Origin of the sequence: Vibrio sp. WZ-1 (assembly GCF_052037695.1) — a bacterium.
Classification (GTDB): domain Bacteria; phylum Pseudomonadota; class Gammaproteobacteria; order Enterobacterales; family Vibrionaceae; genus Vibrio.
Genome location: NZ_JBQEQR010000044.1, coordinates 19,901 through 40,506, shown reverse-complemented (window position 1 = coordinate 40,506; position 20,606 = coordinate 19,901). Strand labels below are relative to the sequence as shown.

Below are 20,606 nucleotides of genomic sequence, written 5' to 3'. Positions count from 1 at the left end.
TTAAGCTCGATATTCATCTCGACAAAAACACAAAAGGCATCCAATCGGATGCCTTTTTTATATCTGAATGTTTTGTACTGAGCGCTTACCAGAAAGCGATAAATAGACCTATCGCAATCACCATTCCTACATAATTGTTATTAAGGAACGCTTTAAAACACAGATCACGTTCTCGGTGACGAATCAAATGCTGTTGATATACAAACAAGGAAGCAGCCATCAGAATTGTCCAGTAGTAGCTCTGCCCAAGTTGGTAGTGCTGGCCAAGTAGCACCAGCATTGCCAAGGTAACCAACTGCAGAACGCCAATCACTAGTTTGTCATAACGACCAAACAAGATAGCCGTCGATTTGATGCCAATCTTTAAATCATCATCACGATCAACCATCGCGTATTGAGTGTCGTAAGCAATAGTCCACAAAGCGTTAATCACAAACACAAACCACACAATCCAAGGCAGTTCGCCTGTTTGCGCAGCCCACGCCATCGGAATCGCCCAACTAAAAGCCAAACCTAAAAACAGCTGTGGCAAATGGGTGTAACGCTTCATAAATGGATAAATGAACGCTAAAAAAATACCCGCAAAAGAGAGCTTAATCGTCAGCGGGTTCATAGTCAGCACTAACAAGAATGAACTGATACCAAGAACCAAAAACAGACCAATCGCTTCTTTCGAGGTCACTTTACCCGAAGGTAAAGGACGCTGCTTCGTACGTTTCACATGTCCATCGACCTTACGATCAGCAAAGTCGTTAATCACACAGCCAGCGCTACGCATTAGGAACACACCCAATACAAATACAATAAGTACATTCCAACTTGGTATGCCTTGGGCCGCAATCACAAGTGCCCAAACCGTCGGCCACAATAACAACAGAGAGCCAATTGGGCGATCCATTCGCATCAGTTGCCAATATGCTTTGGCTTTTTCTGCGGACATTTACACCTTCTCCTTAGCGTAAACCGGTGAATTAGGTAAGAATAACTCAGCAACCAGCATAGGTTTGTGATTCATCCACAGTCTTGAACGACGCGCTAAAAATTGCCCCTGTGGCAGAGTGACCCATCCCATTTGCAGAGCATCGCGTTCAACATTATCAGCGCTAAATACGGTCAAGCCCAACGGGATATCGCCCTGTTGAGCCAAGTCATATTGTTGGTCGACCAAGGTTGTACGTGGGATTAGCGTGCGCCCTATGACCCAATCCGTGTTATCCCCACTTAAAATCACCTCTCTCAGCAGGCAATCTTGATCAGACAACAATAGACTTTCATCTGCACGTAATGTCTGCGCAGTTACAATTTGGTTATGCAGCAATTCCACTGTCAGCTCCTGACAATGCTGCTTCAAGCGGCGTGACAAAGACCCTTGCTCCTCAAGCCAATGTTGAGCAAATTCATTGGGAAAGTCGAAATCTTCGGGTTTTTGCCACTCTACTTCCATTAAAGAAGTAATATAGAGTGATGTCGGCTGATTCATACTAGTATTCAATTGGTGGCTTTATGCGTACAATAAAGCAACAACTTACCGTCTTATTGAAACTGTAAGTTCTGTTATTTGTTATAGACGGTCTATTGTATCAAGACTAGAGCGATTCGAGTATCGCGATCCAGAGAAAGAAAAGTTAGAAATATGTACAAACGTTATATAGCCCAAATTATTTTTGCATTGAGCTTGCTGATCTCAGCTCCTACCTGGGCAGAATCGGAAGAAGCAGGACCTCAGTTGGCCTACTTTACTCTTGAACCAGATTTAACCACTAACTTTTACACCAAGGGCAAAAAGCTAGGTTATGTACAAGTTCGTATCGATATTATGGTTATGAGCCAACAAGATCTTGCCGTTGTCGAGCATCATCAACCACTCATTCGTGATGCGGTTATAGAGTTATTGGGCAAGCAAACTGAAGATACGATTAAATCGTTATCTGGCCGAGAAGACTTACGTAAAACCTTGGTAGAAAAACTCAATGAGATTCTTCTACCAGAAACTGGCAAGACAATTATTGCTGACTTACTCTTTACTAAGTACCTTTATCAATAATTCCCGCCGATTTAACACGACAAAACAAAAGACCGCCAATCGGCGGTCTTTTTTATTCTTATCAAGTGTTCACAATGCTTGTTGGTATTTCTGTTTGCCTGAATCAAACAGCGCAATTGCCATACCAGAGAGCAAACCCACCAGGTGAGCAGTATTAGCAATCGCCATAAATGGCTGAACAAAGCCCAACACTAACCACACTAACATAAAGCCGATAATCGGTTTTGGTAGCGTCAAACCAAGATGTGGTAGTCGGTAGCCAAGAACCCACAAATAACCCAGCAAGGCATAAACCACACCAGACAAGCCCCCGAAATTAGCCCCTTCGACATAGAACTGCCCCGCACCAGACAGCGCGGCAGATATAAAGAAAATTTGCAGTAACTTCCCAGAGCCTAAACGACGTTCAATATCACCACCTAATTGCCACCACCACAGTAGGTTAAACACAATATGTGTCACTGAGAAATGCAGCAATGCATGGCTGACCCAACGCCAAATCTGCCATTGTTGACCTTCAAAAGCCGGGAAATGCAGCAAAGCAAACACGCCTTCGCCAAAGCCGAACATCTGTAAAAAGTAGATAACCGTACAAACGGCCATGATCAACAAAGTCACTGGGCCGGCTTTGGCTTTGACCATCCCCATGATACTTGGACTGGAGTAATGGAATTTACTCTTACGAGTATCGGCAACGTCCCACGAAGCCGCGCTGTATTTAGAAGCCGATGGGTCGGCTAAGAACTGTTTCAGTTCGGCTTCGACTTCTATCTCATGCTGCGCATCCGTCAACCAAAGCGCAAACTGCCCTTCACCTTCTGGCATCATCTGGATCTCTATCTTGCGTGATGCCATGTAATCAATGAAGGCTTGCGCCATACGTGGATTATTTAACGTTACCAATCTCTTCATTAACTTCTCACTATCGGGAGTTCTGCTCGTTGCCAGGCTTCAAAGCCACCATCTACACTGTACACCTGTTCGAAGCCTTGGTTAACCAAATATTGTGCTGCGCCTTGGCTACTTATGCCGTGATAGCACATCACTAAAACAGGTTGCTCGAACTCTACCTCATTCATAAAGGATACGATTGAGTCATTAGTCAGATGAAAAGCGGATTCTGCATGCGCGACAGCAAAAGATTGAGGATCACGAATGTCGACAAGTTTTGCTTCGCCTTGTTTAAGCAATGCTTGAGCGTTTTGTACATCAATATGTTGAAACTGGTCCATTTACTTTCTCATGTTATTCTCAGAATTGACGTCATTGTAACCTATCCAAAGCTAAACTTAGCCACAGAGATAGTCGGGGCATTGAAAACTGTTCACATTCCCACCATTTGTGGATAAATCTGTGAATTGCGTTGATAAAGTGCATTTGGATCTTTTGATCCACAATATGTAGTGATGATCTTGATCTAACTGTGTGTATATTCACAACTATCCCCAAAACAAAAACGGCGATAAAGCCTTATTTTGTCCGGCTTTCGAACAGTTGATGAATAATTACTTCACAGACTTATACACAGGTAGCACAGATAAAATGGATCGCAAACTCCATCCATTTTGGATCGACAATAAAAAAGCCGAGATCACATGATCTCGGCTTTCTATGAAAATCTTACTTTGTATTCGAAGCGGAAGCTAGAACTCACCTACCGCAAGTTTCAGCTTCTTCATCGCATTCTTTTCTAGTTGACGGATACGTTCAGCAGAAACACCAAACTCATCAGCTAAATCTTGCAGCGTTGCTTTTTCATCGTCTAACCAACGCGAGCTTACGATACGCTGACTACGCTCATCTAGACTTGCTAACGCATGACTCAGGCGATTGTTCGTATGAGTTTCCCAGTTTGCCGCTTCAACATTATCCGCGACATCTGACGACTTATCTTCTAAATACAGCATTGGAGCTGTATATGAATTTGAGCTGTCGTCTTCATCTGTTGGCATATCGAACGTTGAATCTATTGCAGCCAAACGAGATTCCATCTCACGGACTTCTGAAGGCTCTACCCCCAGCTCGCGAGCAACGGTTTCTACTTCACCGTTGTTGAACCAACCTAGGCGCTTTTTCGACTTACGTAGGTTAAAGAACAGTTTGCGTTGTGCTTTGGTAGTCGCAATCTTCACGATACGCCAGTTGCGTAATACGTACTCGTGAATTTCAGCTTTGATCCAGTGAACAGCAAAAGACACCAAACGAACACCCACTTCTGGGTTGAAACGCTTAACCGCTTTCATCAGACCGATGTTGCCCTCTTGAACTAGGTCTGCCATTGGCAAGCCGTAGCCTGAGTAGCCACGAGCAACGTGAACAACAAATCGTAGGTGTGACAAGATCAGGCCTTTCGCCGCATCAATCTCACCGTTGTAGTGTAATCTTTCTGCCAGTCCTCGCTCTTCTTCTGGTGTCAGCATTGGGTAGCTGTTTACAGAACGGATATAGCTATCAAGGCTATCTTGCGTGACTAGGGCCATCGGATACGCTTCGTTTGACATTCAATTCCTCATCAATCTCTGATCTGGAGCAATACATTGCAATTTAGCTTCGCCATCTTGAACTCAAAGTGAACAAGTTGCAAGAAGGGTGAGCAATTATCCATAAACAAATCGTCTAAACAAGAGAGAAAAATTAGCTTGTGCTAATAAATTCCAAGTATAAGACCTTTATCACCTAAACTGGTTCAATTTCTTTTAGGTGTCGCTGCGCGGATACTCGTGCGGCAATACAACCCAATAAACTGCCAGTGATGATCAATAACAGAGATTCATCCCAGCTCAAGCCAATCAAACGGAACTGACTATCGTACAGCGCTGCTAAATCCTCTACCGCACTATTCATTACCACTGTAACTAATGCAGTAACCAACCATGCTATTGCTGCGCCTAGTACTCCGAACCACATGCCTGTATAGAGGTAGGGACGAAGAATAAAACTGTCGGTCGCACCGATCAGTTTCATGGTTTGAATCTCTTCTTTATTCGCCAGTACATTAAAACGCAATGTATTACCGACGATTAAAAATACAGCACCTAGCATCAGTATTGTCAGGGTGATGACAATAATGCCAGCAAGGGTTTTAATCGCATCGAGGCGAGTCAACCAATCTTCATCAAGCCTAACATCAGTGACATCTTGCTGTTGACGGACATCCTTCGCTAACGCTTTGATATCACTTTTTAACTCTGAATCTGGGGTAATAACCAACACGCCTGGTAAGGCGTAACCACTCAACAGGCTCAATGCTTGGTCAAAGCCTGCGTATTGGCTTAAATCAGCTAGACCTTGTTGCGGTGAAATATATTCTACTTCTTTAACCAAAGGCCAAGTTTCTATCTGATCTTTCAATACCATCACTCTAGCATCTGGCATCCCTTCAGCTAAGTAAGCACTAACTTGCGATGGTGACGCGACATCTTCAGCAGCTCCCGCCACATTTTTACCCAATAGATACAAACATGCCGGCATAGAAAGTGCCATTGAAATCACAGCAAGAGTGAGGATATTGCCTAACGGGCGTCGCCATAACGCACGAAAAGACGCTTTCGCTTGCTTTGCATGGACAGAGAAAAACCCATCGGTATTTGCACGACCGGTATTACGCCCTTTCTTATGGGTGCGTTTATTACCTACCATAGTCTTCTACCTCACTAAGGAAGCCTTGGTTCAATTCGAAATGGCGATATTGAGGGCGAGTATTCACTAACCCGATATCGTGCGTCGCAAGGAGAATCGTTACGCCAGCACGGTTAAATTCTTCAAACAGCCGAATAACTCGACTAGACAGCTCTGGGTCTAAATTACCCGTCGGCTCATCCGCCACCAATAACGTTGGTCGGTTTACAACAGCACGAGCAATACCCACTCGCTGCTGCTCACCACCAGATAACTGGCTTGGCAAACAACGGGCTTTATCAAGCAAACCCGTTTTATCCAATGCCGCTGAAACTCGGCGTTTGATTTCATTTTCAGAAATCGACTCAATACGCATCGGCAGCGCGACATTGTCGAACACGCTTCGGTCCATCAATAAACGGTGATCCTGAAATACAATCCCAATGTTACGACGTAAAAAAGGGATGTCTTTACTTGGAATACACGTGATATCGTGCCCATTAAATTGGATTTTTCCATCAGTTGGACGCTCTATCGCACATATCAGTTTCAACAAAGTACTTTTACCTGCACCCGAGTGACCACCCAAAAACGCCATTTCTCCGCGCCTAAGGTGAAAATCGACCTTCTGTAAGGCTTGTCGACCACCTCGATATGCTTTGCTCACTTGCTGAAATTTGATCACCGTTGATTACCTCTAACTCTAATTACTCTTCACGGCTAAACAGAGCGTCGATGAACTCTTGAGTTTCGAAAGGACGCAAGTCTTCGATACCTTCACCAACACCAATGTATCGAATTGGAATTTCGAACTGATCAGCAATAGCGAAAATAACACCACCTTTCGCTGTACCATCTAGCTTAGTCAATGTGATCCCGGTTAGAGGAGCAACATCACTGAAAAGTTTCGCTTGGCTAATGGCATTTTGACCGGTACCTGCGTCTAGCGTCAGCATGATCTCATGTGGTGCAGAGTCATCAATCTTCTTCATCACGCGTACAATCTTGCGCAGCTCTTCCATTAAGTTAGCTTTGTTTTGTAGGCGACCTGCTGTATCAGCAATAACGACATCCACGCCACGCGCTTTTGCTGCTTCAATCGCATCATAGATAACAGACGCACTATCCGCGCCAGTGTGCTGGGCAATGACTGGAACGTTGTTACGTTCGCCCCATACTTGTAGCTGTTCAACCGCCGCAGCACGGAAGGTATCACCTGCAGCGAGCATGACTTTCTTGCCTTGATTTTGGAATTGCTTCGCTAGCTTACCAATTGTGGTTGTTTTACCAACGCCGTTCACACCTACCATTAAGATAACGTAAGGCGTTTTGCTGCTATCGATTTCAAGTGGTTGCTCTACTTTCGCTAAGATTTCCGCCATCTCTTCTTTTAATAGGCCGTATAGTGCTTCACCATCTTTCAGATCACCGCGGGAAGCTTTCTCGGTCAGGTTATTGATGATTTTTGTGGTGGTATTCATCCCCACATCGGCAATCAACAGTTGTTCTTCTAGCTCTTCAAAAAGGTCTTCATCGATCTTTTTGCCGCTAAACAAGCCAAAGAAGCCTGCACCAATGTTTGCTTTTGTTCGGCTTAGGCTGCGCTTAAGGCGAGCAAAGAAGCTTTCGGTTGGTTTTTCTTGTTCTTGAACACGAGGAGCAACTGGAGCTTGTGGCTCTTCTGCTTCTGCTTCTGCTTCTGCTTCTGCTAGGACAGGCTCAGCCTTTTCCGACTCTTCTTCAACTTTAGTTTTATCTTCTGCTGACTCGGCAACATCTTCTGTTGGCTGTTGCTCAGCAGCAGGTGCTTCCACTGCTTCTTCTTTTACTGATTCTTCAGTTGTCGGTTTTTGGCTTTGCTCTTCATCACCAAAACCTAGCCACGAAAGTAATCCGCGCTTCTTTTTTTCCGTCATCTGGGGCTATCCTAGATTGTTCTCTTATCTATTAATGACTCTTTTCTGACAAGAATATTATCTTTACAGAAAAGGCGAATGACAAAGTTGTGAAAACTTTCCAATTAGGTGAATCTAATCTTATTAGTGTTACACTCTGTCATCTTGAATATTCTGGGCTGTATCCAAGCTCAAAGCTTGGGCGATTGGATATAGTATCACTTTATTAGCGGTCAAAAAATCTATGGTAAGACGTCGCCAGCAAAACTCATCACAAAAAAAGCCAACAACGGGCTTTGTTCGCATTATTAGTGGTTTATGGAGAGGCAGAAAGCTACCTGTTCATGACGCTGAAGGTTTGCGCCCAACCACGGATCGCGTAAAAGAAACCCTATTTAACTGGTTAGCTCAAGATGTGCCGCAAGCCAAATGCCTCGACTTATTTGCTGGCTCCGGCGGTTTGGGCTTTGAAGCTGCTTCTCGCCAAGCAGAGCTTGTCACCATGGTAGAGCTAAATCCTCAAGCATTTCAGCAGCTACAGAAGAACATTGCGTCATTGAAGACTAACAATATTCAAGTAGTGAACACCGATGCGTTAAGTTTTTTAAAACAACCAGGTACACCACATCACGTAGTATTCATCGATCCACCATTTCGCAAAGGTTTATTGGATGAAACCGTGACCTTGCTTGAGCAAAACGGCTGGCTGGCTGAAGATGCGATGATTTATATTGAAACTGAAAAAGAACTAAACATTGCAGGGCTTCCAGAAAGCTGGCGCCTGCACCGTGAGAAAACTGCAGGCCAAGTCAGTTACCGCTTGTATGAACGCGCCCCAGCTTAAAGCCTCAATTTAAAAGGATAGTTAAATGAAAGCATTATTGATACTGGCTAAAGCAGCCATCGCCTTTGTCTGGTTTATATTAATCCTCAACTTCTTTATGCCCTTTCCAGGCAAAGCGGCCATTGCGTTGTATATCATGGCGGCATTTTTGTTCATCATGCACGGATTGCAAATGGCGATCTTCATCGGTGCATTTGGTGACAAAATTAAGATGAGCAGTTGGGAGAAATACTCGATTTTGATTTTTGGTATCTTTGCTCTGCTCGACATCCGTCGCAAGCACATGATGTAAAAACCTCAGATAAACAAAAGCCGCTCACAAGAGCGGCTTTTTTGTATTCATTCGACGATCAAGAATTTAGCCCATGTAGCTCTTCACGCCATCAAGGAACATTTGGGTCGATATCATCACCAAGAGTAATCCCATCAAACGCTCAACTGCTTTCAAGCCACGCTCTCCTAGGATGCGGTGGAAGAAGCTGTAGAACATCAAAATAAAGAAAGTCGCGCCCCAAGCAATTAATACGGCGGCAGACAGTTCCATAATCTTATCGGGATGCTGAGAAGAAAGTAAAAGCAGCGCTGCAATCACCGAAGGCCCCGCAATCATCGGAATCGCCATTGGTACAATGAACGGCTCTTCACCTGCAGCCAGTCCTGTAATGCTGCCAGCACTTGGGAAAATCATCTTAATCGCGATGATAAACAGAATAATACCACCAGAAATGCTTAAGGTTTCCGGCTGAACATGAAGGAAGCTCATTATGCTTCGGCCTGCGAAGAGGAACAGCATCAGGATCATCAAAGCAAACAGCAATTCACGGATCAATACTTTACGGCGACGCTTGGCATCTAGATGTTTGAGAATCGATAGCACAATCGGCAGATTGCCGAGTGGATCCATAATAAGAAACAGCATGGTCGCTGCAGAAAGAATGTCCATGTTCTGACCTCAACAGGAAAATTGGCGGCCAGTATATCAAAGTGAATACGTGATTATATGCTTGAAGGCGAAATGAATTTTCCGCCTTCAAAGAACAACGTTTAGCTGCTGCTTAGTGATTGCAAATGCGCGCCATATTAACCACAAACTTACCTTCCAGTTCGCGTACTTTTTCGCGGTTTAGCAAAAACTCTAACAATGCATCTAAGTCTAGATCATTCAGCTTACAGGTATGAAAGCGTGCCTCAGCACCGAAATGAGCAGCAAGCTCATCACGATTCATAGGGGTTTCACGAAGTAGGTTAAGTAAGTTATGAGCATGAATTTCAGTCATCATCAATCCCAATCATCAAAGTTAGTCAGAGCAGTTTAACTAAAACAGGAGCTATTACTTTGACCTGCGTTAGTAAATGATAGAAGCAACAATTAAAGCGTGGGCAAGAAAATAGCTACCAGTAACCCACGCATAGGCATGCTTCATTGGCTTTCGATAACCATGAATAGCATAAGCAAGGGCAGAATAGATCAAGAGCAAGGTGCCACTGAAGCCAAGTGCTGTCGCTAACGTCGGAGATTGCAACCACACTTCTCCGGCTGCCCAAGCCAACTGCACCAACATAATGCCCATAATTACCACAGGGAAAACTAAAGAGTCGAGTTGCGGGAGTAATAGAAAGAAAGCGACAACACTAGCAGCCAGAAGCAAGGCTAACAGCCACCAAACTATCTCGCCGTTTAGCTGGATCCAAAATGACTTGCTATAGCATATTTGCGCAAGCAAGTAGCCAGCAAAATAGATCGGCTTGCGAGATTTAAATGAATGAAGTGTATCGGCAAACATAGACACCAGCAGGCCACCCACAATCCAATACGTGTGGGGAGCTGGTTCCCCTTCAGTTAGCGCAAGTGTGGCTAATAACAGTAAAGTGAAGACTTTAAATACCAGAGATTGTGTTGGGCTGTCTTGCTTTGCCCCTAATACGGAATACATCCCAGATAGCCCTATCGCTAACCAACTCCACATGATCTCTACACCTTTCACTCTACCTCGCCGCTAGTCTAGGTAGACCAATCTTGATGTAAAGGTGCAATAGGTGAAAGTTGGATCTCGCTAGCGAATCAAAACATTTCGTAATCACAACTGACTCACTCAAGCGAGTGTTGTATTCAGTCAATCATCAGCACAGACAAGCCGCGTCATTTCTCGATTTTTCAGAACGTCATCAACAATTCTTTGGAAAATAAACCGTCAGTTTGCTCACCATTCGAGCATCATGCGCAAATAAGCAACACAAAACTAAAATCCATCACCTCTGCTCACCGAGAAGGACAAAACCACCTAACCTCTACAGAACAAACCGCTACCAGCCCAGTAATTTGGTAGATTAAAAATTCAAACAAAAACACATAAGCGACTGATATAACTAAACATAAAGGAGATAAGTCGATAAAAACTAACCATTGCTAATCAAGATTATACCTACCCCTTTTGAAGCCGAGACTTTCTCATCAGATAGGAAAATATGCCCTTGGAAAAACCTTATTCAAACCATTCCAGACAGCATTAAATAGATTTTTCTCAACTTTTGAGAAATTCATCAAAAATAGATCACCAAACATATAACTGAGACAATAAACACTATAACACCATTCAATTAATTATATTTAACACATAAAAATCATATACTTAAAATGATAAAGAGGAATAAAACGACAAGTCGCACACTTTAGCAACAGCACAAAAAACACAGTTTTATTAGTCAAATTAGGGTAAATAAAAGGAAGTTTAGTGTTAGTTTTGAAAAGTTTTGCGCTTTGAAGTTGATCAAAGGCCAAAAACAGTGCTATATTATTTACATCGAGTTCATCAATGATTTTAGGGGTAGTGTTATGATTTCTTCTTCTCAAAAACAAGGGCTGGTAATGATTGCAGTGGTTGTTGGTTTAATGACACTGCCAATGATGTACTAAGTTACTGTTTAAAATAAAAAAGGGACGCTTTCGCGTCCCTTTTTTATTATTCAAATTTCATTGTCTACAAGTGCTTAACTAGAATGTCCCAATGCATGTAATAGAAACCAAGAGCAGCAAGCGTAATCAAGGCCATTAACAAAATAGCCGCTCGCCAAATAAAACGAGAACTTCTTGGTGTAAGTTCCTTTTCGCATGCATCACATGCCGCCATAAAGCCTTTTCTGTCATCCAACTTATAGCCTTCTTCGTGAACAATCTTATTGCGCACGGTTGCGATAAAACGCAATTTCGCTATAACGTCATGTGGTAAACGCTCTTCACAGCTGCTGATCAATTGATGCAACCCCTTCCCTTCTGCGTGGTATTGGGTACGCAGAAGTTTTTCGATAGTTCGGGTACGCATGACTACTTTCTCAATATCTGACATCGCAACCCTCCTTACTTGACCATTCCTTTGTCTTTCATCTCATTCTTCTATAAATTTAGAACTTTTTCGAGCCAAAAGGTGCAAATTTCCTTTTAAATTGTGCTCTTGAACGCATATAAAACGTGAAGTGCGCCGAATAAAATCTACGACACTTTTACTAGATCACGAATAATTTATCTCAACTCATAGTTTAATCGGGGAGTTCTGTAAAATAGGCACCAATGAAACATTGGAGGTTATCATGCCAATCTCACTTATTTTGGCTCTATTCGCCCTGATTGCACTTGGTGCATGGGTATTTTTCCGCTTTTACAGCAAGCATTACTTTGGTGAAGATGCACCAGAACAAAGTGCGCAAGTCACCATTTTAGACAAACAAGCAATTGAAGTGCCGGAAGCAGAGCCTGGTCAAGACGACCAAGAATATTGGATTTATGTACAACGCGGCTCGATTGGGCCAAAACGCGAGTTTCAAATCGGTGTGCACTACTACCACGCCCTGAATCCGGGTGATAAAGGCACACTGACTTACTGTGGCGACAAGTTCTTACACTTCGCCCTAAAACGCTAACCTACGGCAGTAACCAACGAGTCTTGGCGGACTTAGAGAACACGTAGCTCATCGCCAAGGCTCCGGCACCACTCAATACAATCCACACCGGAATCACCCACACAGGGTGACCTTGATACCAGCCAAATGCTTTCATCGGCCACAGGAAGATAGGGTGAAGAAGGTATATTCCTAAACTGTGTTGGCTAATAACACTCACCACTTTTTGTGCTTTTGGAGTTAAACCCTCTCCAAAGTAGCGACACAGCATAAAGATCATCGACGCCGCTAAAATCACATTCAGTGTTTTGTATGAGAGCCAACGTCCCACTGTGTATTTTTCCGCCTCTAAGCTATTAGTCACAACCATGGTAAAAGTCACCGCTAATGCCACTAGCCCAAAGGCGGTAAACGCCGTGACAACAGAACGATTGAGAGGGACTTTCTTAAACAGCACATAACCGAGTGGTAAATACCCCATATAAAGCCAGTATTGATTACTCCATGGCCCATCAATTTTGAACAGGAATAAGGTACTGGTGAACAACCAAAATGCTAAAAAGGTGTATAAAACATTATCGTCGACACTGCGCACCATCCATTGGAACAGCGGAATCACAAAGTAAAGCGGAATGAAATAATAGAAAAATCCGAGGTGATAGTAAGTCGCATGGTGCGGACTATTGCTGATGACTTCTTTTACCGTCGCAAAATCAAACCCCTGTGCTGTCCAACCTGACAAATACGCATAAAACATCGACCAAATAAGAAAAGGGACTAATACCTTACCCAAGCGCCGTTTGACGTAGTACTTGGCATCAAAAGGACGCGTATCGCTGAGCATCAATGCACCGGTGATCAAAATAAAAACGGGTACAGCCCAACGGGTCACGCTGTTTACACCCACCGCTGTTAACCATTGGTCAAATGGAATCACGCCCAACTCATTACGATATGGTGCCAACACATGGATGGCGATCACTGCTACCGCCGCCACACAACGTAATAAGTCGAAAAACAGAACCCTTTCTCTCATACCCTTTCCTAATTTGCGTAACTTCACGTCTATAGCATAGGGCAATTTTCATCCAGTGAAATAGTTAACAATCTGTTTTTGCTTATTTTTAACCCTACAATGACGCTAGAACATCATTCACCTGCAAAATAAATCGCTCCAACATCTATTGCGAAGTGAATTCGGTAACCCTAAGCTTTCTCGGATATGAAACAGCTTTAATTTCTTTATTCCTTTAGGATGCCAATTAGATTATTAAGAGAGGTCTTTATGAAGAAAACATTATTAGCGTCACTGATTTGTGTAGTGGCTTTAGCTGGATGTAATCAAAAGGAAGAGACCGTGGCACCAACACAATCGCAACCGGAAGCGAACCCTATCTGCAACGCTGAAAACCTTGCTGGCGGTTGGTCTCAAGGTGAAGTAACACCAGAGGCTCAGCAAGCGCTCGATTTTGTACTGGGCCAAATGAACACTGCAGCTAAGCTAACCAAAATCTTGAGCGTACATACTCAGGTGGTAAATGGCATTAACTACGCGATTGAATTCGAAATGGACAATGGTGAAGTTTGGAACACCATCGTTTACCGCTCACTGAAAGGTGATATGGAAATGACGCAGCCAGCACAACAAGGCCGCATTTGCCCATAAGCAAGACTTGCTGATTTATGATACTGAATCGTAAAAACAAAAATGGCTCCCAAAGCGGAGCCATTTTTTATTCTGAATCGTAAATCGATTTAAGCCGTCGCCACTTTGGCTTTTGGTAGTTTGATAGAGATGACCGTCGTTAGCGCTAAGAAAGCAAAAGAGACCCACAGACACGCCGCTAAACCCGCTTCTTGGTAAATCCAACCGGATAGAACCGTACCGATCAAACGTCCCATCGCATTCGCCATATAGTAGAAGCCGACATCCAGTGATACTCCGTCGCCTTTCGCATAACTAACGATCAGGTAAGAGTGCAAAGATGAATTCACCGCAAACACAGCGCCAAAAATCATCAAACCCACCACAATGACCAGCTCTGGTTGCCAACCGACTTGCACGCCGTAAGCAATTGCGCCAGTGATAACAGCAAGGATACCTGCCCAAATTAACGCCGCACTGCCATCTGGCACTCGACCTTGCGCTTTACCGGTAATACGAGGCGCAAAACCTTGAACGAATCCGTAAGCAATCACCCAAGCCGCAAGGAAGCCGCCCACCATCAGGTGATCCCAACCAAACACGCTGCCAAGATAAATTGGCAGTGCAACAACAAACCACACATCACGCGCGCCAAATAGGAACATACGAGCAGCGGAAAGAATGTTCACCGATTCTGACTTGGAGAAAATTTGACGGAACTTAGGTTTGCTCTTCGCCTTACCCATATCCGCTTCTAGCCAGATCAAGCTGCATACAAACACAACAGCCAACACACTTGCCATGATGACCATCGAAGTTTGGAAGCCAAACGCCGATAGCAGCAAACCACCAACGAAGAAACCCGCACCTTTCAGCGCATTCTTCGAGCCCGTTAAGATCGCAACCCACTTATAAAGTGCACCTTGCTGCTCGTCTGGCACCAAAGTTTTGATCGCGCTCTTGGCACTCATCTTATTTAAGTCTTTGGCAATACCCGAAATTGCCTGCGCCGCCATTACCCAAGGGATGGTCAACCAAGCATTGGGCACTGCCAACATCAGCAAGGCAAAAATCTGCATCCCTAAGCCGACGTTCATGGTTTTGTTCAAACCAAGTCGAGCACCTAGCCAGCCACCAACCAAGTTGGTCACTACGCCAAAAAATTCATAGAAAAGGAACAGCGAAGCAATGGCTAAGCTTGAGTAGCCTAAGTCATGGAAGTAAAGCACCACCAGCATACGGAGTGCACCATCCGTCACGGTGAAGTTCCAATAGTTGAACGTCACCAGCATATACTGACGGATACTTTTGCTTAGTTTTGAAATCATAACGACCTCAGATGTACAGCGTTTAGGGCATTTAGATCATGGCGTTCCAAATGCTCTATGACCTGAACACCAGCATTGAGCCATCTCAATACTGGCACTAAATTGTGAAACAAGAATTGATGAAGCATTCAAACATTATTCATTTATAAACAATAATTTAAATACAAAATCAATAAACAAGAATCACATAAATTGGTAAGCCACTACGGCATAAAGAGAGCTTTTGGATTATGATGTTCCAAAAGCTCTATAAGCTGATCAGGTGTCTTGAGCTACACGCTCGATGTACTCAACTTGTACTGGCTTGGTGAAGGCACCAGGACGCAAAGCTTGCACTTCACGTACGATGTCTTCTAGCGCCCAATCTTTCTCTAGCAGTAGGTGCGCAGCAAACAAACCTGTACGACCAGAGCCACCCATACAGTGCATTGCAACCTTGCCACCTCGCGCAAGAATCGCATGCAACTCAGGGCTTGCTTGCTGCCATTTTGCAGCGAAATCTTCGTTCGGTGCGCAATCGTCTTCAATTTCAATTTGGAACCATTTCATACCCAACTGTTGAGTCAATTCGCCCAACGCCGACACGTCTTTTGTTGCCAATTCAGTGTCATCAAGAGCGGTAACAATCGCTTCGACACCTTGCTGTTTTAGCTGCTCTAAAGAAGCTTGCAGCTCAACACCTTTGGTACCAGGACACGGAGTCAGTACCAACGCGCCCGTTTCTAAATCTAATTGCCATGTAGGATGAGACATTTTAAAACTCCTTATGCCATACCAACGTTACGAACCAATTCCGCAGTACGCGTCGCGTAGCCCATTTCGTTATCATACCAAGCGTAAATCTTCACCATGCGAGAGCCGACAACCATGGTTGATTGCGCATCGACGATAGTTGAACGTTGGTCGCCTTTGTAATCGATAGAAACCAATGGACGCTCTTCGAAGCCAAGGATGCCTTTTAGCTCGCCTTCAGAGGCTTCTTTGAGTAGTGCGTTAACCTCTTCAGCCGTAGTATCACGTTTCACATCGAAAATAATGTCTGTCAGCGACGCATTTGCTAGAGGGACACGAACCGCGTGACCATTAATCTTGTCTTTTAGATCTGGGAAAATTTCTACAATTGCAGTCGCACTGCCCGTTGTGGTTGGGATTAGACTCATGCCACATGCACGTGCACGACGTAGATCTTTGTGCGGCGCATCCAAAATGGTTTGTGTATTGGTTAAGTCGTGAATCGTCGTGAATGACGATTGTTCGATACCCAGTTTCTCGTGAATCACTTTCACCACTGGGGCAATACAGTTGGTAGTACAAGACGCTGCAGTTACGATGCGGTGCTGCGCTGGATCGAAGATGTGGTCATTCACACCGACTACGATGTTTGCGACGCCGTCTTCTTTCACAGGTGCGCTAACAACAACACGTTTTACGCCTTGTTCTAGGTATTGGTTTAGGAAAGAAGTACTGCGATGAACGCCCGTAGCTTCAATCACAACATCACACAGCTCCCAGTTCACAGCGTCGATATCACGTTCTTGTGAAGTCGTGATGCGTTTACCGTTGATCACCATATCCGTGCCTTCTACCTGCACCTCGTGGTTCCAACGACCCTGAACTGAATCGAATTCAAGTAAGTGACCGAGCGTTGCTGCATCACCCGCGACGTCATTGATGTGTACGAACTCTAGCTCAGGCCAATCAAATGCCGCACGCAATGCCAAGCGGCCTATTCGCCCGAAACCGTTAATACCTACTTTAATCGCCATAATCTTCTACCTTTAAGTCTTTTCATTAATGCGTCTTGCTACTAACAGCAAGCAGTACGATTCTTATCACGTAAACGTGAGATATCTTGTTGGTATTCTTGCTTCAAACAGTTAGAGGAAACTAGGTCATCAATCAATTTTCTCATCCAACCTGGTAACTGATTCGCTAACTGGTAGTACACCCACTGACCTTGACGTCTGTCTATTAGAATGCCATTTGATCTTAGCTGTGCTAGATGACGTGAAACCTTGGGCTGGCTTTCTTGTAGCGCATAGGTTAGATCACCAACACACGTTTCCCCTTCGCGCACAACAAGCATTAAGCAGCGCACACGAGTCTCATCGGAAAGAAGTTTGAAGAATTGATGCGGAAGCATTGTTACATACCTATATATGGATATGCGTATATGCTTATTTAAAACTGGGAAGGCGTCAAGCGATCGCGCTCAACTGTAATAAAAGTTTAATATTTGATCGGACTATGCACCAACGAAGGTCTGGCTCAAGCGCACTGCTTCACCAAGCTGAGATTTAACATCATCAAAAGAAAGACCAAGCAGTTGGGAGAACTTTTCCACCCCATTCCAGTCAGCACGTTCGTAACACTCTTCTAGGGCAATGAGTGCTCCATAAGCGCCTTCGCGATGCAAAAGCGCTTGTTTTAAAGCAGGGCTAAGTGGTAACTGCTCTACAAGAGAATCGACTGATAAATCGAGCATGGCATCAAGGATCGATAACAACCCGACCATAAAACCTTGCTCATTGAGGTTCGAGAATGGCTGATAGCTAGACATCAACTGACAAAACTGCGCACGTTGTAAAGATAGATTGTACAACTCTCTGGGTTTATTGCTCGAGATATAAGATGCCACCACCAACGAGACAAACATCTTGAGCTTCTCTTGCCCTAAGTAAATCAATGCTTGACGAAAAGAAGTGATAGCAACTTCAAGAGTACTTGATTGCGTATTTACAAAGCGCAGCAACTTGTACGACAACGCGACATCTTGGGTAATGATGCTTTCAATCCGATCGAAATCAGGATCAGGTACACACACTTCACGAAACAGCTTCAGAGCAAGAACCTGCTCAGGACTGACGTACTTAGTTTGGGATATCAGAGGTTGGCTAAAAAAGTACCCTTGGAAAAACTTAAAACCAGCCTCTTTGGTCGCTTCAAACTCTTCTTCCGTTTCTACTCGCTCGGCTAGGAAATGGTACTTCACTCTTTTGTCTAAATGACTTTTAACCAGTTCACATGCCTTATCTAAGCCCATCGCCATAATGTCGAGTTTCACGATATGGACATAAGGCAAAAAACGGCGCCACTCCTGAGTTAACGTAAAGTCATCTAGAGCAATTAAATAACCTTCTCGATAGAACTCTCGAATTGCATCTAGAAGGTCATCAGTTGGGCGGCATGTCTCCAGCACCTCAATAACAATTTTGTTTTTGGGTAAGCTGCGAGGCAATCTGCGCACCAAGCTTTGATGAGGAAAATTGATAAAGCAACGTGACGAAGCAATAACAGGGTTAGTGCCGACAGAAAGAAAATTCTCGACGATAAGTCGATATGTCGCTCGATTAGAATCTATATGAGCAGGGTAAGCATTGCGCTCACCATCACGGAATAACAATTCATAGCCCAGCGTCTGTCTTTTACGATTAAAGATTGGCTGGCGAGCGACATACGTAGTATTCATGCTAAAGGATTACTCTTCTGGTAGCTTATGACTTCGCAGCCGCTAATAATGCACCACATCCCATAAACATTGAACCGAATACTTTGTTTATTTTGCCCATGATCTTATCTGAACGAATAAAACGTCCCATTTGTGCGGCCAAGCTTGTATATCCAAGCATCACACATGCATCAATCACGACGGTAGTAACTCCCAAAACGAGCAGTTGAGTTAGCTGATCTTTTGCAGGGTCGATAAACTGTGGAAACAGCGCCACTAAGAACACGATCGATTTTGGGTTAGTCAGGTTGATAAGAATGGCTTTGTACAATAATGACTTACCTGACATCGCTTTATGAGTCTCTGGCGTTACCAGACTAGAGGTATCACGCCACTTCTGAATGCCAAGCCATACTAGGTAAGCGGCACCAACCCATTTAATGACACTGAACGCCGTCGCAGACTGAGCGACCAAAGCACCAATACCAGCACCAACCAAAGCAATATGAATCGCCAAACCGATTTGTAAACCAACAATAGCCCCCAGAGACTTACGCGTGCCGTAACTTAAACCATTGCTGATTGAGTTGACGGTACCCGAACCCGGAGCCAGACTAAAAACGATTGCTGTTACCACATAGGCTAACCAAACATGGGTATCCATTGCATTTCCTCACACTTTCTTCGATGATACATCGCGTAAACAATGTATCTTCAGGTAATCGACTAATGGCCATTAACCATTCACCTTTGACTTATACTCAAGAGACCTTATTTGAGCAAGCAATAGGTGGCCCGATCGCAGCACTTTGGCAAAAACGTCAAGACGGCTTTATAAAAGGCACCGAGAAAAAAAATATTTACTGGTGCAAACTGACCCATCCTGAACATACCAAAGCCATTTTTTTCGTAAATGGTCGAATCGAGTCTTCGTGGAAGTATCAAGAGTTGTTCTATGACTTCTATCGTCAAGGCTACGACATCTACTCATTTGATCATCGTGGACAAGGTTTATCAGAACGACTCATCTCAGACTCAGACATGGGTCACGTCTACGACTTTAATGACTACATTGAAGATATGGAGCTGGTATTGCAGCAGTTAGATTTAAGCCAATACCAACAACGCTTTATTGTTTCTCATTCAATGGGAGGCGCTATAGCAACACGCTACTTGCAAACGCATACAAACCACGCCTTTGATGGCTTAATTCTCAGCGCCCCTATGTTTGGCATCCGTTTGCCGTGGTACTTGAGCCCAATAGCGATACCTGTTAGTCAAATATTAGCCGCAGTCTCCCCCAGCCCAACCTATGCACCGGGTCATAAGGCATACTACCCAAAACCATTTGAAGACAACCCATTGAGCCAAAGTTATGACCGCTATCATTGGTTTCGCCGTTTATACAGTAAAAAACCAGAGCTACAAGTTGGCGGCCCTAGCACACGTTGGGTATGGCAGAGTTTAATGGCGGCCAAACAGTGCATTTTATTAACTCGTCAGTTGAAAATTCCGGTTTTATTACTCCAATCTGGTAATGACCGCATCGTAAGTAATCAAGCTCAAAAGCGTTTCATAGACAAACTAAGCAAAACTAACCCTAAAGCGAGCCTAGTTTCTATCGCAGGTGCTGAGCACGAAATCCTATTTGAAAAAGACCAATATCGTAACCAAGCACTAGACGCAATTTTTGCCTTTATGCGCAAGTAACAGCAACAAAACGGATTAAAGAGGAAATACGAGGGCACCGATTTACCCTCTTTTTTTTCCTTATTTTGGCGTAGACTGCTCCATGTTCCCCCGCACTCGGAGCAGTACGACCCAGTCAATCTACTGCGCTCCGTGTGTAATCAACCTGTTCTACTCTATCCGAACCGTTTACGAGGGCTT

At 44.1% G+C, this 20,606-nt stretch carries 25 protein-coding genes; 6 read left to right on the top strand and 19 right to left on the bottom strand.

The window, feature by feature from the left end:
- Positions 1 to 85: 85 nt before the first annotated feature.
- Both ubiA and ACTS60_RS02180 read right to left on the bottom strand, forming a co-directional pair.
- Positions 86 to 940, bottom strand: coding sequence for a 4-hydroxybenzoate octaprenyltransferase (gene ubiA / locus ACTS60_RS02185; RefSeq protein WP_440886960.1), 855 nt, complete (start codon positions 938 to 940; stop codon positions 86 to 88).
- The gene (locus ACTS60_RS02180; RefSeq protein ID WP_440886959.1) at positions 941 to 1,480 is read right to left on the bottom strand and encodes a chorismate lyase; all 540 of its coding nucleotides are present in this window, start codon (positions 1,478 to 1,480) and stop codon (positions 941 to 943) included.
- Between the two features lie 153 nt (positions 1,481 to 1,633).
- Between ACTS60_RS02180 and ACTS60_RS02175 the strand changes: the two genes are divergently transcribed.
- Complete coding sequence (locus ACTS60_RS02175; protein ID WP_440886958.1) at positions 1,634 to 2,044, top strand: flagellar basal body-associated protein FliL; 411 nt, start codon at positions 1,634 to 1,636, stop codon at positions 2,042 to 2,044.
- A gap of 69 nt (positions 2,045 to 2,113) precedes the next feature.
- On the opposite strand, the gene glpG is transcribed toward ACTS60_RS02175, so the two are convergent.
- The 6 genes from glpG to ftsY form a co-directional block, all read right to left on the bottom strand.
- Positions 2,114 to 2,956 carry a rhomboid family intramembrane serine protease GlpG gene (gene glpG, locus ACTS60_RS02170; protein WP_440886957.1) on the bottom strand — a complete coding sequence of 281 codons (843 nt, stop codon included), beginning with the start codon at positions 2,954 to 2,956 and terminating at the stop codon, positions 2,114 to 2,116.
- Entirely contained in the window at positions 2,956 to 3,276 is a 321-nt protein-coding gene (glpE, locus tag ACTS60_RS02165; RefSeq protein WP_440886956.1) for a thiosulfate sulfurtransferase GlpE, read from the bottom strand. Before glpE ends, glpG begins: the two co-directional genes overlap by 1 nt.
- Before the next feature lie 411 nt (positions 3,277 to 3,687).
- Entirely contained in the window at positions 3,688 to 4,545 is an 858-nt protein-coding gene (rpoH, locus tag ACTS60_RS02160; protein ID WP_440886955.1) for an RNA polymerase sigma factor RpoH, read from the bottom strand.
- Positions 4,546 to 4,720: 175 nt separating this feature from the next.
- Complete coding sequence (gene ftsX / locus ACTS60_RS02155; protein WP_440886954.1) at positions 4,721 to 5,683, bottom strand: permease-like cell division protein FtsX; 963 nt, start codon at positions 5,681 to 5,683, stop codon at positions 4,721 to 4,723.
- Positions 5,673 to 6,347 (bottom strand): cell division ATP-binding protein FtsE, encoded by a 675-nt coding sequence (ftsE, locus tag ACTS60_RS02150; RefSeq protein ID WP_440886953.1) that lies wholly within the window; start codon positions 6,345 to 6,347, stop codon positions 5,673 to 5,675. Before ftsE ends, ftsX begins: the two co-directional genes overlap by 11 nt.
- A gap of 22 nt (positions 6,348 to 6,369) precedes the next feature.
- Positions 6,370 to 7,578, bottom strand: coding sequence for a signal recognition particle-docking protein FtsY (gene ftsY / locus ACTS60_RS02145; protein WP_440886952.1), 1,209 nt, complete (start codon positions 7,576 to 7,578; stop codon positions 6,370 to 6,372).
- A gap of 223 nt (positions 7,579 to 7,801) precedes the next feature.
- Here ftsY and rsmD point away from each other — a divergent pair, with 223 nt between their 5' ends.
- Together rsmD and ACTS60_RS02135 are read left to right on the top strand one after the other, a co-directional pair.
- Positions 7,802 to 8,401: a 16S rRNA (guanine(966)-N(2))-methyltransferase RsmD gene (rsmD, locus tag ACTS60_RS02140; protein WP_440886951.1), complete on the top strand. Its 600-nt coding sequence runs from the start codon at positions 7,802 to 7,804 to the stop codon at positions 8,399 to 8,401.
- A gap of 25 nt (positions 8,402 to 8,426) precedes the next feature.
- Entirely contained in the window at positions 8,427 to 8,693 is a 267-nt protein-coding gene (locus ACTS60_RS02135; protein WP_440886950.1) for a DUF1145 domain-containing protein, read from the top strand.
- A gap of 66 nt (positions 8,694 to 8,759) precedes the next feature.
- On the opposite strand, the gene ACTS60_RS02130 is transcribed toward ACTS60_RS02135, so the two are convergent.
- The 4 genes from ACTS60_RS02130 to ACTS60_RS02115 all read right to left on the bottom strand — a co-directional run bounded on the left by ACTS60_RS02130 (position 8,760) and on the right by ACTS60_RS02115 (position 11,745).
- Entirely contained in the window at positions 8,760 to 9,344 is a 585-nt protein-coding gene (locus ACTS60_RS02130; protein WP_010444492.1) for a YhgN family NAAT transporter, read from the bottom strand.
- Positions 9,345 to 9,456: 112 nt separating this feature from the next.
- The gene (locus tag ACTS60_RS02125) at positions 9,457 to 9,678 is read right to left on the bottom strand and encodes a YecH family metal-binding protein (RefSeq protein ID WP_440886949.1); all 222 of its coding nucleotides are present in this window, start codon (positions 9,676 to 9,678) and stop codon (positions 9,457 to 9,459) included.
- A 69-nt stretch (positions 9,679 to 9,747) separates the two neighbouring features.
- Complete coding sequence (locus ACTS60_RS02120; RefSeq protein ID WP_440886948.1) at positions 9,748 to 10,368, bottom strand: lysoplasmalogenase; 621 nt, start codon at positions 10,366 to 10,368, stop codon at positions 9,748 to 9,750.
- 1,011 nt (positions 10,369 to 11,379) lie between these two features.
- Positions 11,380 to 11,745, bottom strand: a complete 366-nt coding sequence (locus ACTS60_RS02115; RefSeq protein WP_440886947.1) for a DUF4145 domain-containing protein — start codon at positions 11,743 to 11,745, stop codon at positions 11,380 to 11,382.
- A gap of 241 nt (positions 11,746 to 11,986) precedes the next feature.
- Here ACTS60_RS02115 and ACTS60_RS02110 point away from each other — a divergent pair, with 241 nt between their 5' ends.
- A complete protein-coding gene (locus tag ACTS60_RS02110) occupies positions 11,987 to 12,316 on the top strand; it encodes a DUF2500 domain-containing protein (RefSeq protein ID WP_440886946.1) in 330 nt (109 codons plus the stop codon).
- Position 12,317: 1 nt separating this feature from the next.
- On the opposite strand, the gene ACTS60_RS02105 is transcribed toward ACTS60_RS02110, so the two are convergent.
- Positions 12,318 to 13,331: an acyltransferase gene (locus tag ACTS60_RS02105; RefSeq protein WP_440886945.1), complete on the bottom strand. Its 1,014-nt coding sequence runs from the start codon at positions 13,329 to 13,331 to the stop codon at positions 12,318 to 12,320.
- A gap of 249 nt (positions 13,332 to 13,580) precedes the next feature.
- Here ACTS60_RS02105 and ACTS60_RS02100 point away from each other — a divergent pair, with 249 nt between their 5' ends.
- Entirely contained in the window at positions 13,581 to 13,961 is a 381-nt protein-coding gene (locus ACTS60_RS02100; protein ID WP_440886944.1) for a cystatin domain-containing protein, read from the top strand.
- An 89-nt stretch (positions 13,962 to 14,050) separates the two neighbouring features.
- On the opposite strand, the gene arsJ is transcribed toward ACTS60_RS02100, so the two are convergent.
- The 6 genes from arsJ to rhtB all read right to left on the bottom strand — a co-directional run bounded on the left by arsJ (position 14,051) and on the right by rhtB (position 19,380).
- Positions 14,051 to 15,268, bottom strand: coding sequence for an organoarsenical effux MFS transporter ArsJ (arsJ, locus tag ACTS60_RS02095; protein ID WP_440886943.1), 1,218 nt, complete (start codon positions 15,266 to 15,268; stop codon positions 14,051 to 14,053).
- 258 nt (positions 15,269 to 15,526) lie between these two features.
- Positions 15,527 to 16,021 (bottom strand): cyclin-dependent kinase inhibitor 3 family protein, encoded by a 495-nt coding sequence (locus ACTS60_RS02090; RefSeq protein WP_440886942.1) that lies wholly within the window; start codon positions 16,019 to 16,021, stop codon positions 15,527 to 15,529.
- An 11-nt stretch (positions 16,022 to 16,032) separates the two neighbouring features.
- The gene (locus tag ACTS60_RS02085; protein WP_440886941.1) at positions 16,033 to 17,034 is read right to left on the bottom strand and encodes an ArsJ-associated glyceraldehyde-3-phosphate dehydrogenase; all 1,002 of its coding nucleotides are present in this window, start codon (positions 17,032 to 17,034) and stop codon (positions 16,033 to 16,035) included.
- A 41-nt stretch (positions 17,035 to 17,075) separates the two neighbouring features.
- A complete protein-coding gene (locus ACTS60_RS02080; protein WP_440886940.1) occupies positions 17,076 to 17,411 on the bottom strand; it encodes a metalloregulator ArsR/SmtB family transcription factor in 336 nt (111 codons plus the stop codon).
- A gap of 102 nt (positions 17,412 to 17,513) precedes the next feature.
- The gene (locus ACTS60_RS02075; RefSeq protein ID WP_440886939.1) at positions 17,514 to 18,737 is read right to left on the bottom strand and encodes an EAL and HDOD domain-containing protein; all 1,224 of its coding nucleotides are present in this window, start codon (positions 18,735 to 18,737) and stop codon (positions 17,514 to 17,516) included.
- Positions 18,738 to 18,762: 25 nt separating this feature from the next.
- Positions 18,763 to 19,380 (bottom strand): homoserine/homoserine lactone efflux protein, encoded by a 618-nt coding sequence (gene rhtB, locus ACTS60_RS02070; protein WP_440886938.1) that lies wholly within the window; start codon positions 19,378 to 19,380, stop codon positions 18,763 to 18,765.
- A 65-nt stretch (positions 19,381 to 19,445) separates the two neighbouring features.
- On the opposite strand from rhtB, the gene ACTS60_RS02065 reads away from it, so the two are divergent.
- Entirely contained in the window at positions 19,446 to 20,426 is a 981-nt protein-coding gene (locus ACTS60_RS02065; protein ID WP_440886937.1) for an alpha/beta fold hydrolase, read from the top strand.
- Positions 20,427 to 20,606: the final 180 nt, after the last annotated feature.

Bases quoted from the DNA above. Each gene is read 5' to 3' on its own strand.
- ACTS60_RS02105 (WP_440886945.1), bottom strand. From the start codon at position 13,331: ATGAGAGAAAGGGTTCTGTTTTTCGACTTATTACGTTGTGTGGCGGCG.
- ACTS60_RS02075 (WP_440886939.1), bottom strand. From the start codon at position 18,737: ATGAATACTACGTATGTCGCTCGCCAGCCAATCTTTAATCGTAAAAGA.
- ftsX (WP_440886954.1), bottom strand. From the start codon at position 5,683: ATGGTAGGTAATAAACGCACCCATAAGAAAGGGCGTAATACCGGTCGT.
- ACTS60_RS02065 (WP_440886937.1), top strand. From the start codon at position 19,446: ATGGCCATTAACCATTCACCTTTGACTTATACTCAAGAGACCTTATTT.
- rhtB (WP_440886938.1), bottom strand. From the start codon at position 19,380: ATGGATACCCATGTTTGGTTAGCCTATGTGGTAACAGCAATCGTTTTT.
- ACTS60_RS02090 (WP_440886942.1), bottom strand. From the start codon at position 16,021: ATGTCTCATCCTACATGGCAATTAGATTTAGAAACGGGCGCGTTGGTA.
- ACTS60_RS02085 (WP_440886941.1), bottom strand. From the start codon at position 17,034: ATGGCGATTAAAGTAGGTATTAACGGTTTCGGGCGAATAGGCCGCTTG.
- ubiA (WP_440886960.1), bottom strand. From the start codon at position 940: ATGTCCGCAGAAAAAGCCAAAGCATATTGGCAACTGATGCGAATGGAT.
- ftsY (WP_440886952.1), bottom strand. From the start codon at position 7,578: ATGACGGAAAAAAAGAAGCGCGGATTACTTTCGTGGCTAGGTTTTGGT.
- ACTS60_RS02110 (WP_440886946.1), top strand. From the start codon at position 11,987: ATGCCAATCTCACTTATTTTGGCTCTATTCGCCCTGATTGCACTTGGT.
- ACTS60_RS02125 (WP_440886949.1), bottom strand. From the start codon at position 9,678: ATGACTGAAATTCATGCTCATAACTTACTTAACCTACTTCGTGAAACC.
- rsmD (WP_440886951.1), top strand. From the start codon at position 7,802: ATGGTAAGACGTCGCCAGCAAAACTCATCACAAAAAAAGCCAACAACG.
- ACTS60_RS02115 (WP_440886947.1), bottom strand. From the start codon at position 11,745: ATGTCAGATATTGAGAAAGTAGTCATGCGTACCCGAACTATCGAAAAA.
- rpoH (WP_440886955.1), bottom strand. From the start codon at position 4,545: ATGTCAAACGAAGCGTATCCGATGGCCCTAGTCACGCAAGATAGCCTT.
- ACTS60_RS02135 (WP_440886950.1), top strand. From the start codon at position 8,427: ATGAAAGCATTATTGATACTGGCTAAAGCAGCCATCGCCTTTGTCTGG.
- arsJ (WP_440886943.1), bottom strand. From the start codon at position 15,268: ATGATTTCAAAACTAAGCAAAAGTATCCGTCAGTATATGCTGGTGACG.
- glpG (WP_440886957.1), bottom strand. From the start codon at position 2,956: ATGAAGAGATTGGTAACGTTAAATAATCCACGTATGGCGCAAGCCTTC.
- ACTS60_RS02130 (WP_010444492.1), bottom strand. From the start codon at position 9,344: ATGGACATTCTTTCTGCAGCGACCATGCTGTTTCTTATTATGGATCCA.
- ACTS60_RS02175 (WP_440886958.1), top strand. From the start codon at position 1,634: ATGTACAAACGTTATATAGCCCAAATTATTTTTGCATTGAGCTTGCTG.
- ACTS60_RS02180 (WP_440886959.1), bottom strand. From the start codon at position 1,480: ATGAATCAGCCGACATCACTCTATATTACTTCTTTAATGGAAGTAGAG.
- ACTS60_RS02120 (WP_440886948.1), bottom strand. From the start codon at position 10,368: ATGTGGAGTTGGTTAGCGATAGGGCTATCTGGGATGTATTCCGTATTA.
- ACTS60_RS02100 (WP_440886944.1), top strand. From the start codon at position 13,581: ATGAAGAAAACATTATTAGCGTCACTGATTTGTGTAGTGGCTTTAGCT.
- glpE (WP_440886956.1), bottom strand. From the start codon at position 3,276: ATGGACCAGTTTCAACATATTGATGTACAAAACGCTCAAGCATTGCTT.
- ACTS60_RS02080 (WP_440886940.1), bottom strand. From the start codon at position 17,411: ATGCTTCCGCATCAATTCTTCAAACTTCTTTCCGATGAGACTCGTGTG.